This is a genomic window from Pseudomonas sp. GW823-FHT06B06 (genome assembly GCF_058795195.1).
Genome location: NZ_JBXAHO010000036.1, coordinates 25925 through 38059, shown reverse-complemented (window position 1 = coordinate 38059; position 12135 = coordinate 25925). Strand labels below are relative to the sequence as shown.

At 59.7% G+C, this 12135-nt stretch carries 8 protein-coding genes; 6 read left to right on the top strand and 2 right to left on the bottom strand.

The features are described from left to right. Positions 1-45: 45 nt before the first annotated feature. The gene (locus AC1Q8Q_RS25450) at positions 46-4623 is read left to right on the top strand and encodes a hypothetical protein (RefSeq protein ID WP_492615657.1); all 4578 of its coding nucleotides are present in this window, start codon (positions 46-48) and stop codon (positions 4621-4623) included. Positions 4624-4654: 31 nt separating this feature from the next. On the opposite strand, the gene pdxR is transcribed toward AC1Q8Q_RS25450, so the two are convergent. Next, a complete protein-coding gene (gene pdxR / locus AC1Q8Q_RS25445; protein ID WP_033044835.1) occupies positions 4655-6187 on the bottom strand; it encodes a MocR-like pyridoxine biosynthesis transcription factor PdxR in 1533 nt (510 codons plus the stop codon). A gap of 90 nt (positions 6188-6277) precedes the next feature. Here pdxR and AC1Q8Q_RS25440 point away from each other — a divergent pair, with 90 nt between their 5' ends. The 3 genes from AC1Q8Q_RS25440 to AC1Q8Q_RS25430 are packed head-to-tail and all read left to right on the top strand — an operon-like array spanning position 6278 to position 8045. After that, on the top strand, positions 6278-6907 hold the full coding sequence (locus AC1Q8Q_RS25440) for an FMN-binding negative transcriptional regulator (RefSeq protein ID WP_020801109.1): 630 nt from the start codon (positions 6278-6280) through the stop codon (positions 6905-6907). A gap of 2 nt (positions 6908-6909) precedes the next feature. Continuing rightward, the gene (locus tag AC1Q8Q_RS25435) at positions 6910-7356 is read left to right on the top strand and encodes a GNAT family N-acetyltransferase (RefSeq protein ID WP_020801110.1); all 447 of its coding nucleotides are present in this window, start codon (positions 6910-6912) and stop codon (positions 7354-7356) included. A 17-nt stretch (positions 7357-7373) separates the two neighbouring features. Continuing rightward, positions 7374-8045: a GNAT family N-acetyltransferase gene (locus AC1Q8Q_RS25430; protein WP_020801111.1), complete on the top strand. Its 672-nt coding sequence runs from the start codon at positions 7374-7376 to the stop codon at positions 8043-8045. Positions 8046-8094: 49 nt separating this feature from the next. Here AC1Q8Q_RS25430 and AC1Q8Q_RS25425 read toward each other — a convergent pair whose 3' ends face one another. Beyond that, entirely contained in the window at positions 8095-8805 is a 711-nt protein-coding gene (locus tag AC1Q8Q_RS25425) for a FadR/GntR family transcriptional regulator (RefSeq protein ID WP_033044833.1), read from the bottom strand. 557 nt (positions 8806-9362) lie between these two features. Here AC1Q8Q_RS25425 and AC1Q8Q_RS25420 point away from each other — a divergent pair. Continuing rightward, entirely contained in the window at positions 9363-10727 is a 1365-nt protein-coding gene (locus AC1Q8Q_RS25420; RefSeq protein ID WP_492615656.1) for an MFS transporter, read from the top strand. Between the two features lie 41 nt (positions 10728-10768). Then, complete coding sequence (gene gudD / locus AC1Q8Q_RS25415; RefSeq protein ID WP_492615655.1) at positions 10769-12121, top strand: glucarate dehydratase; 1353 nt, start codon at positions 10769-10771, stop codon at positions 12119-12121. The last annotated feature ends 14 nt before the right edge of the window (positions 12122-12135 follow it).

Here is a 12135-nt window from a genome sequence, read left to right as displayed (position 1 = left end):
GAACCCGCGCTGTCCCAAGCGCTTCACCGGACACAGGAAACGGCCATGCCCGCCATACCCTCCAACAATCCCGACGACATACTCACTCAATTGGTGACCGGCCCTTCGCTCAGGGAAGTCGCTTCGACCTCGATCCGCACCGCCCTCGACACCGAGTATCCGCAACTGCACATCGATCCGAACCTGACCGTGGTGGTTACACCCGCCTGGACCATCAGCGACAACCAGGTCTTGCCCGCCAACAGCCGGTTCGAATCCCTGACTGACGCGCTGGTACGGCTCACCTTGTCTGGCGCGACAGCCACCTACATCGACGGGGAACACTTCCTGACCCGGCAACCGGGTGTGGAGCCAGGCATCAAGCTGCCAGTGAAGATCGATGCCATCGGCTGCCTGCTCAATCGCCTGGCGCGCTTGTTGTTCGTGGCCTATCAGGAGCAACAGCTGGACTACTGGAATGAAGCCATCGCCCCCAACAAGCCCCGCTGGCATCAAATCAGCGAAGCCCTGCACAGCCTCTGGAACGACGACAAACCCAAAGACTGGGACGAAGACCAACTGGCCCTGGCGCTGACCGTCTACAACTACCCGCAACAGGCCGATCGTCAGGCCCACGACAAATACCAGACACGCGCCTGCCTGATCGACATCGACCATCTCGATCAACAACACAGCGAACACCGGCAGCTGATGGACACCGCCGTCATTGTCGGCACGCTGGAGAAACGCACGCTGATCGTTACTCATTCGATCATCGAAGGATTCAGGCACTACGATTCGTTGGCGGCATTGGGCGAAGTTCTTCGCCGACGCGTCACTCCATCGGAAAATGCTCAACAGTTGCAGTGGTGCCTCTACGAACCCACGGGCGATTTTTTCGACCAGCAGGCCTGTGCGTTGATCGCCTTGGAAATCCAGGCCATTGGCTCGCTCAACGAGATGGCGGTGTCGACGCTGGCCCCACGGATCGCGGCAGCGGCTGGACAATTCGAAAAGCGGGTGCAACAGCGCCCCACCCGTTTCAACCAGATCCAGCGTCTTTTACCGGACTGGTTGCTGAATGCTTCGACAGTAGATCTTACTCGCTACGGTCGGCACTTGATGGACCTGGCGTTGGTACGCGAGCAGCACGCCGGGAAATCGTTTCACGATGGCATTGCTGCGTTACGCGAATTTACCCTGAAGGCCTTGCAAGACCAGATGACAAAGGATCACCCGCAAGCGTCCCTGCCGCACCTGGAAGACATTCAAATCAGCAGCACTCACCCTGTGATCCTCGGGACATTCGCGGTGCCGGGCGAAACCGAAACCGTCACGTTGTCACTCGTCGATCTGGCGTTGCAGAACCTCACAGCCCTGCCCTGGGGTGAAAAAACCGTGCAATACCGCGACGGTTCAGCGGTTGCGCCATGGCTGACGCCGACCTACCTGGACAGCCTGGTGAGCGCCGTGAACATCGGCGAAAACTACCCGAGGCTGATCAAGCGCACACTGCTCGACGACCCGCAGGAAAAGGCCCGGCGCCAGCAACTCTACGCCGAAGACCTGCGCATCCAGCTACCGCTGCAAACGCTGCAAGCGAAGATCCGTGGCGAGGCCGGGATCGATGAACTGGGCTATCGCTATGTCGTCGCGGCCTTGCAGGAGAAGGCCGCGGATCGTTATGTCGAGGGTCTGGAAATCATCATCCGCCCTCTGGCTTTTATTCCAGGCGGACGCAACGATGGCAAGGCTGACGAAGTCGCCAACATGTTCGTGATCGGGCCGCGACAAGTCGAAAAAGGTCCGTGCCTGCTGTATCGGCCACTGCTCGATCATCCACTGTTGCAATACCCCGGCGAAGCGAGCCTGCTCTACGCCATCAAGCACAACAGGGCGTTGCGCCAATCGGTGCTGGCCTGGTTAGCGGATGACGTGCGCTTTAACTACTCGCAGTACGTGTTCCCAGGCGAGTTGCCCTCCGTCTGGACGTTGTCCCAGTTGCTGGTTGATTCAACTTCGATACTGGGGATGATGGGCGCCTTGACCCTGGGTTCGTCGCCGGTGCTGCAACCCGCCTTGCCGGTACTGTTTAGCGCCAACGCCAATGCCTTGGTCACCTTGGCCGACCGGCAGTCGGTGTCCAATGCGCAAAGCCGTTGGGCTACCCTCAAGCAAGCGGCCTGGATGCTGTTCAACGTAACGTTGCCTTTTCTCGGGCGTACGGCGGCAACTGCGGCCTGGATCTGGCAAATCATGGACGATCTGGACGAGGCGCGCGAAGCCCGGGAAGCGGATGATTCCGAGCATGAATGGACTGCGTTGACCGACCTGTTCCTGTCCCTGGGCATGGTCCTGGCGCACCACGCCGCCACGCGCAACAAACCACGTGCCCCACACCTTGAGAGCGCTACCCCAACGCTCGAAAAACCGGTCGCGGCCATCACTGTGACGCAGATGCCCGATGTCGTCGCTCACCTGCTGCCCGACAACCACCCGACACCCCTGCATACCTTCGGCATTTTGTCGCAAGCGAGCCTGGCGTCCGTGCTGGACCGGCTGGCTATCGCCAAGCCCACCGGGCTCGAAAAGCCGTCGAACGAACCCGGCCCTCACCGCTATCTGAGCCCGCTCGAGCAAAAGTGGTATGCCCAGGTGGGCCAGCGCTGGTTCGAAGCCTGGCTCAACGACGACGGCGATGTGCAAATCATCGACTCGCGCATCACTCCGTCACGCCGGGGTCCGCTGCTGATTCATTCGGCAGGGGGACAATGGTTCATCGATACGCGCTTGCGATTGCGCGGCGGAGGCCGCAGCCGAAAAGCGCTAGCCCTGGAAAACCAGCAACGCAAGGCCACGCTGAAACTGCAACTGAGCGCGTTTGAAAGTCGCAAAACCCAGCTGACAAAGGAGCTCGATGCCGTGCAGAAGGCAGTAACAGCGCCTACCACGGACATTGTCGACCCGAATCGGCAACGCCTGATCGAAACCCTGGATGCGCATGTGGCGGAATTCGGCACCTTCATCGAACAGCTCAAGACCTACAACAGCATTGAATCGATCCCCAACTACCGTGCGGTCCTGGTCGACTGCCTGGATCATCAGTTGTCCCTCACGCAGCAGTGGTTCATTCAGCAAAACAGAGTGTTTGGCGAACACATGCGCCAATCCCTGGCGTTGCTGGATAACGAGCCGGGGGACGGCACACAGACTCCGCGCCAGACACACCAGCTCACCAGCGATCTGACCCAGGGCTTCATCGACAAGATCGAGTTTGCCCAGGCACGCATCGAAGAGTTGAAACGACTGGGCAAGGAAGCGGCCGAAGTGGCGCGAGAGAGTCAGGCAGTGCTGCCCCGTTACGCGCTGCAGGATCTGAAACTGTTCCAGATCAGCCTTGCCCAGGAACTTTGCTTGAGTGACAGCGCCTCCGTGGATACGGCGCCAGCCCGACAAGCCATGACACGACTTGTCGAGGATACGGGCCTGACCGTCCAGTCTTCACTGGAGCTTGCCGAACAAGACAATGCACTGCCCCTGCCTGAGCGAATCGACGGTTTCAGTGAGCTGGTGGAACAGTTCGCCATCCTCGACCTGCGGATACAGGACCTGCCTGACGAGTTTCCGCGGCAGTTGCTGCAACCCCCATTGGACCTCATGCGCGAGCGCATCGAAACCTTCAGGGAGCTCAGCGTTAAGCACCTCGCTGGTCTTCTGCAAGAACGCAAATCACTCGAACCGACACCGGGTCCTTCTCGCCCCGCCCCTGTCTCAAAACGCATCATCAAGACCCGTTACAAAGGCACGGTGGTTGGCAAGCCACGTGTGCGCACGGCGGCGGACAACACCGAATGGGTCGACGTGATATCCCCATTGACCAACAAGGTCACCGCGACATTCCATGAGAAAACACCGGGCGTCTGGGTGGAACATGAACCTGCGCCGGAGCAGGCACCTGCCCCTGTGCGACCTGATCTGCAAATCAGCGTCCAGAAGGGGCAGGCGCTGGTGGATCAGTTGCAGCCGTTTATCCGTCGCACCGAAGGGCACTCGAAGGTAGCGGGACGCAATCCCACGGAAATAGAAGAAATGTTTCACCAGTACGCCAGGCGACTGCAAGAAGCGAGCGATACGATCGAAGAAGCCCTCACCGACAATAATGCGACTGACGGCGGGCCGGCGTCAGCCGTACTGCTGGCCAAACAGCTCAATGAGGGCGCGACCGAGCTCTTTGATAAAGGTCGCCGGACCCGAATCCGCATGACAAAGGAACAGCCCCCCACCGCCGCGCGCGTTGAATGGCTGATGAGCAAAAAACTGATAACCATCGCCAAGACACCCGGTCGGCGGCGACTCAAAGGGCATAAAAACGACTTTCTCGAAGAATACGAGATACGCGAACATGGCACTGCAAAGGTGCTCTGGTACGCCCACTTTCACTATTCAGGCCCGGACACCGCCCCCAAAACCTACACCGCTGCCCACCTGAAAACCGTATCCCAACGCCTGCTCGGCAGTACATTGGATAAGCGCACATCGGCCTCCTACAACGAGCTGATCGCGGTTTATCGCAGCGAAATCAGTCCGAAACTGGCGGATGAATTGTTCTTGTCAAAGATCAAGCAAGCCGCTTCGAGTTCCTGAGAGACAACCCGCACCCGCCAGGATTCGCGCTTCAGCGAGTCCTGCGCCAGACCTTTTCCAAACGTTCGAGTGCCGCGCTGATCGCCTCCTCCGGCACCGCGGCAAAGCCCAGGACCAACCCGGCGCGTTGATCGGGCGTGTTGTTCGAATCCGCTAGCCAATAGCTGCTCAGGCCATTGATCTCGACATCGACGCTGGACGCAGCCTCTATCAGTTCACGCTCACGGGCCAGAGAGTCGACCATCACCGTCATGTGCAAGCCGGCTGCCACACTTGGCAGGTGACCCACACCGGCGATATCCGCGGGCCAATTGGCCAATAGCGTGTTGCGGCGGCTCAACGCGGCACGTCGCATGCGCCGCACGTGGCGCTGGAAATGCCCGGCGGCCATGAACTCGGCCATCACCGCCTGTGTGCTTACCTCGGAATGCCGGACATCCACCGCACGCCGCTGGGCAAATGCCTCGACCAATGCTGGCGGCAACACCAGGTAGCCCAGGCGCAGAGCGGGAAAGGCGACTTTGCCGAACGTACCGACATAGAGCACCCGCCCGTGACGATCGAGCGCGGCCAACGGCGCCAGCGGTGCGCCGCTGTATCGGTACTCGCCGTCATAATCGTCCTCGACGATCCAGCCCTGGTTGCGCTCGGCCCAGGCCAGCAATTCGAGGCGTCGCGCCAGGCTCATCACCACGCCCAAGGGGTATTGATGCGAGGGCGTCACGTAGGCCAGACGACAATCGCCCAGGCGCGCCAGCTCGCTGCAATCGATGCCCTCGCTGTCCACGGCGATGCCGTGCAATCGCCCACCCGCCACCGCAAACGCATGACCGGCCGCCCGATACCCGGGGTTTTCCACCGCCACCCCGTCCCCCGGTTCCACCAGCAACTGCGCACACAGGCTGATCCCTTGCTGCGCGCCGCTGGTCACGACGATTTGCTCCGCCGTGCACTGCATGCCGCGGGAACTGCGCAAATACGCCGCGATCATCCCGCGCAATCGCGCATCACCTTGCGGTGCGCCGTAACACAACTGCTGGAGATCCGGTTTGCGCCAGAACGCAGCATTCAGCTTGGCCCACACCTCGAACGGAAACAGATCGAATGCCGGCACACCGACCCGAAAAGCGCGCGGCGGACCGCTCGGAGGCGTCGGCAAATGATTGTTTTCCACCCGCGCCAATGCGCCGCTGCGAGCGACTTGACCGGCCGCCAACACAGGCACATCCAGGCCTTTGAGAGAGGTGCCTGGCGGGGCTTTCGGCGCTGTTTTGCTGCCGGGGAACGGTGCTTGGGGTAATTGTGCGACATAGGTTCCGTCACCCACCCGCCCTTCGATAAACCCTTCGGCGTAGAGCTGGTCGTAGGCCCGTACCACGCTGTTGCGGGAAATCGCCAGGGCCGCCGCCAGGTCCCGACTCGCCGGCAATCGCGTGCCGCTGGCCAGGCGCCCGTCGAGCACTCGAACCCGCAAGGCCTGATAAAGCTGGCGACTCAAGCCCTGGCGGCGGTCGAGCTCGATACCCGCCGGATTGAAGGACAAGGACAGCGGCGCATCCTTCATGACAATGGACCTATGAAATTTATCGTTAATGGCTCTTACAACAGACCAATAGCCTGCCTAGGATGCAGGCATTCGCCAAGGAATATTTCCATGTATACGCCCCGCGCCTTTGCCTTCAACGATTTGCATGAGCTGCAGCAACAGATGCTCGGCACTCGCCTCGCCCTGCTGGTTACCCATGGCGAACAAGGCCTGCAAGCCAGTCATTTGCCTTTGCTGCTCAATACCGACGAGGGTCCGAACGGAACCCTGTATGGCCATTTCGCCAAGGCCAACCCACAGTGGAAAGAACTGCAGGACGGCGCCGAAGCGCTGGTCATTTTTGCCGGCGCCGAGGCTTATGTCAGCCCCGGGTTCTACCCGAGCAAAGCCGAGGACGGCAAAGTCGTGCCGACCTGGAACTACGTGGCTGTGCACGCCTATGGCAGCGCTGAGGTGTTCACCGATGCCGAGCGCCTGCGCTCACTGGTCAGCGCCTTGACCGAGCGCCATGAAGCCGGTCGCGCGCAACCGTGGAAAGTCGCCGATGCCCCGGCCGATTACATCGACGGCATGCTCAAGGCCATCGTCGGCTTCGCCCTGCCGATCCAGCGCCTGGAAGGCAAACGCAAGCTCAGCCAGAACCGCAACGCCGCCGACATTGCCGGCGTGCGCGAAGGGCTGGCCGCCAGCGCCGACGCACACGACCAGGCCCTCGCCCACTTGATGCCAAAGGAATGAACATGAACCAGATCGACATCCGCCAGGTCAGCGCCGACGACCACGCCGACTGGCTGCCGCTGTGGCAGGCCTACCTGCGTTTCTACAACACGGAACTGCCAGAAACCGTCAGCCAAAGCACCTGGCAACGCATGCTCGACCCAAACGAACCCACCCATGCCGCCCTCGCCTGGGTAGACGGCAAAGCGGTGGGCATGGTGCACTTCATCTACCATCGCTCCAATTGGAGCATTGAAAACGCCTGCTACTTGCAGGATCTGCTGGTAACACCCGAATCCCGCGGCACCGGCGTTGGCCGTCAGCTGATCGAATTCGTCTACGCCACGGCCAAGGCCGACGGCTGCAACAAGGTGCATTGGTTGACCCACGAAACCAACGCCACTGCGATCCAGCTCTACGAGCGCATCGCTGAGCGTCCGGGTTTCATCCAGTTTCGCAAAGCCATTTAACGTTCAAGGAGAACAGCATGCCGACTTCACTCGCCGACTGGAAAGGCGTCCCGGCCCCGACAGCCCAACTGATCGAAGGACGTTTCATCCGCCTGGAAAGACTCGACCCGGCGCGCCACGGCGACGATTTGTTCAACGCCCTGCAAGGCCCGGGTGCCGATCCGAAACTGTGGGACTACCTGCCTTACGGTCCTTTCCCGCAGCGCAGCGTATTCAACGACTGGCTGAACAACCACGCCGCCAGCAGCGATCCCTACTTCTTCAGCGTGATCGACCGCGCCAGCGGCGAAGTACAAGGGATCCTCAGCCTGATGTCGATCGTCCCGGCCCAGGGCCGCATTGAAATCGGCCACGTGACCTTCGGCGCGCCGATGCAACGCTCACCCAAGAGCACCGAGGCCGTCTATCTGCTGGCCAAGGAGTCTTTCGCCCTCGGCTACCGGCGCCTTGAGTGGAAATGCAATAACGCCAACGCCCGCTCCAAGTACGCGGCCGAGCGCCTGGGGTTCAGTTTCGAAGGCGTGTTCCGCCAGCACATGGTCGTCAAGGGGCAGAACCGCGACACCGCCTGGTATTCGATCATCGATTCGGAATGGCCGGCGATTGGCGCAGGGTTCGAACGCTGGTTGAGTGATGAGAACCAGACGGATTCTGGACAGGTGAAAAGCCTGGTGGAGTGTCGGGGGTAAGACATCAGTGAGGGAGTGGAAGCTCCCTTGCCACGGTTTCAGCCCCCCTTCAACTCCCCGAAAACCGATCCCGACTGTTGGTCAGGTGCAGCACCATCGCTGCTCGAGCCGCATCGGGATCCTGTCGCTTGATCGCGTTGAAAATCGCTTCATGCTCCAGATTCGCCAGCTGCCCCAATTGCGAAAAGTCGGCGCCTCCACGTTCGTCGGCCTTCACCTGGGTACGAGGAATCATGGCATTGCCCAGGTGCTGCATGATTTCCGTGAAAAACGTATTACCGGTCGCCTCGGCAATGATCTGGTGAAAGCGCTTGTCTTGCTCGACGCAACTATCGTTGTTCGCCAGCGAAGCCTGGTAATCACTCAAGGCCTGACGCATACGCGCGAGCTGATCGTCGGTTCTGCGCATAGCGGCCAGTGCAACCGCCTGCACCTCCAGGCCCAATCTCAGCTCCAGCATGCTGCGGACACTCGCAACGGTATCCACATGCAGGCGCAGCCCTGGCTGGGAGGGTTGCTCCAGCACGAATGTGCCGATTCCGTGTCGTGTCTCGACTAGCCCCGAAGCTTGCAGCTTGGAGATCGCCTCCCGGACAACAGTGCGGCTCACGCCATGTTCGAGAACGATGGTGGATTCCGAAGGCAGCTTTTCGCCTGGCTTCAATTGGCCGAGCAAAATGCGCTGGGTCAGTGCTTCGACCACGCCCTGAGCCAGATTATTGGAGCGTCTGCGGACAGGGGTTCCGCTTTCAATTTGCATAGGTTCGAGTCCACGGAATTTTGCTTCACAGAGCTTAACACCCACCGGAGATTCTCTGGCGAAATGCGAATGCACCCCCGCTACACCAGGTTAGAAAAGACTCCTACTTGTATGACAACACATCTATAAAGAACTGATTAATTCGGGACACCTTCCAGCTGAATGACAGGTCCAGCCTCTCAGACCCGGCACAATGCTGCAGTTAAACCCCTATAAATACTGAATAAAATAACCAAATAAATTATTTTTTCACGTCGTTATGCACACAAAACACCATCCGCCGCATTGCAGCCTCAAAAAACCACTTGTATGATGTCTATCAACTTAACCCGCTCCAGACATCTAAACAAAAACCATCGATGCAGGCGAATCCCATGAATCCTCAAGTACTCAAGTCCCTCCTCTCGCAAGACCTCCCTGCCTTTTCCTTTGACCGACCCCGACGCGACCCTGATCAAGGCGCTCGGTGCCTGGTAACTCGACAGCAATAACCGGCAGCCAGGCCGCCGCTATCACGCTCAAACCCGCATAAAAATAATCAGTGGGAGATTTGAATTGTGAACAATTCAAGCAACGCATCTGTCGTTCCAGAAAATGATTCGGTACTCGCGCGCGCCGTGAGCAAAGTGAAGAGACATGTGCTCCCGCTTTTCGTGATCATGTTCATCCTCAACTACATCGACCGGGTCAACATCGGTTTCGTGCGCACGCACATGGAACATGACCTCGGGATTGGCGCTGCCGCCTATGGCCTGGGCGCAGGCCTCTTCTTCATTGGCTACGCACTGTTCGAAGTGCCCTCCAACATATTGCTGCAAAAGGTCGGCGCCCGGATCTGGCTGACCCGCATCATGTTCACCTGGGGCATCGTCGCCACGCTGATGGCGTTCATCCAGAACGAAACCCACTTCTACATCCTGCGCTTTCTGTTGGGTGTCGCCGAAGCGGGCTTCTTCCCAGGCGTGATCTACTACTTCACTCGCTGGTTGCCAGGCGTCGAGCGCGGCAAAGCCATCGCCATTTTCCTCAGCGGCTCAGCCGTTGCCTCGCTGATTTCCGGTCCGCTGTCGGGTGCCCTGTTGCAAATCGAAGGCTTTGGCTTTCACGGCTGGCAATGGATGTTCGCCATAGAAGGCCTGGCCTCGGTGTTCCTCGGTTTCTTCGTCTGGTTCTGGCTTGATTCCAAACCCCATGACGCCAAGTGGATGACACGCGAGGAGCAGGATGCGCTGGTCGGCGCCATCGATCAGGAGCAACGCGAACGTGAAGCCCTGACCAGCGTAAAACCGACCATTGGCAAACTCCTGAAAGATCGCCAGATCCTGCTGTTCTGCGCCTTGTACTTCTGCATCCAGCTGACGATCTATGCAGCGACTTTCTGGCTGCCCAGCATCATCAAGAAGATGGGTGACCTGAGTGATGTACAGGTAGGTTTCTTCAACTCGATCCCATGGTTGATCTCGATCATCGCCATGTACTCCTTTGCGGCGCTGTCGAGCAAGTTCAAATTCCAGCAAGCCTGGGTCGCAACTGCCTTGTTGATTGCAGCTGCCGGCATGTTCCTGTCCACCACCGGCGGGCCGATCTTCGCCTTTGTCGCCATCTGCTTCGCTGCCATCGGCTTCAAGTCCGCGTCCTCATTGTTCTGGCCAATTCCCCAGGGCTACCTGGATGCCCGTATCGCCGCCGCGGTTATCGCGCTGATCAACTCGATCGGCAACCTGGGCGGTTTCGTGGCACCCACGACCTTCGGTTTCCTGGAACAGACGACCGGGTCGATCCAGGGCGGCCTCTATGGCTTGGCCGGCACCTCGGTTCTTGCCGCGATACTGGTGTTTTTTGCCAGGACCTCACCCAAGCCATCACCCGTGCTGACACCACCGAACGCCGCTCCAACGCATGCGACAGTCAAAGCGCACTGACTCCATTGTTCGTTGAACGACCATACTCGTAGGAACTTGCCATGAACGCTGAACATTCTGCCAACGCCACCCAGTCACCTGTCGTCACCCATTTTCAAGTCATACCCGTCGCGGGCCACGACAGCATGCTGCTGAACCTGAGCGGCGCCCACGGACCATTCTTCACCCGCAACATTGTCATTCTCAAGGACAGTTGCGGTAATACCGGCGTGGGCGAAGTACCGGGGGGCGAACGCATCCGTGAGACCCTCGAAGACGCTCGCGCCCTGGTGATCGGCCAGCCCATCGGCCAGTACCAACGCATCCTCAACCAGATGCGTAGCACCTTTGCATCCCGGGATGCGGCCGGTCGCGGCCTGCAAACCTTCGACCTGCGCATCACCATTCATGCGGTGACTGCGATGGAAGCCGCGCTGCTCGACCTGCTGGGTCAGTTCCTCGAGGTGCCGGTGGCTGCATTGCTCGGCGAAGGGCAGCAACGCGATGCGGTGAAGATGCTCGGCTACCTGTTCTACATCGGCGACCGCCATGTCACAGACCTGGCTTACCGTAACGAGGCCGACGCTGAAGACAACTGGTTCCGGATTCGTCATGAGAAAGCCATGACCGCCGAAGCCGTCGTGCGCCTGGCAGAAGCAGCCAGCGCAAAATATGGTTTCAACGATTTCAAGCTCAAGGGCGGTGTGTTGAGCGGCGATGAAGAAATCGAAGCGGTCACCGCGCTGGCTGAACGCTTTCCTGACGCACGAATCACCCTTGACCCGAATGGTGCATGGTCGCTCAAAGAAGCCATTCGTTTGTGCCGCGATCAGCATCACGTCCTCGCCTACGCCGAAGACCCGTGCGGTGCAGAAAACGGCTACTCGGGCCGCGAGGTCATGGCCGAATTCCGCCGGGCCACGGGACTGAAGACCGCCACCAACATGATCGCGACCGACTGGCGCGAAATGGGCCACGCCATTCAATTGCAATCGGTCGACATCCCGCTCGCCGACCCGCACTTCTGGACGATGCAAGGCTCAGTGCGTGTTGCCCAGATGTGCCACGAATGGGGCCTGACCTGGGGCTCGCATTCCAACAACCACTTCGATATCTCCCTGGCCATGTTCACCCAGGTAGCAGCCGCCGCACCGGGAGAGATCACCGCGATCGACACGCACTGGATCTGGCAGGACGGCCAGCGCCTGACCCGGGAACCGCTGAAGATCGAAGGCGGCTACGTAAAGGTTCCGACCCGACATGGCCTGGGCGTAGAGATCGACATGGACGCGGTGGCCAAGGCCCATGAATTGTACAAAGGCATGGGTCTTGGCGCGCGGGATGACAGCGTCGCGATGCAGTTCCTGATTCCGGGCTGGCGCTTCAACAACAAGCAGCCTTGCCTGGTGCGCTGACTGACAGGTCCACA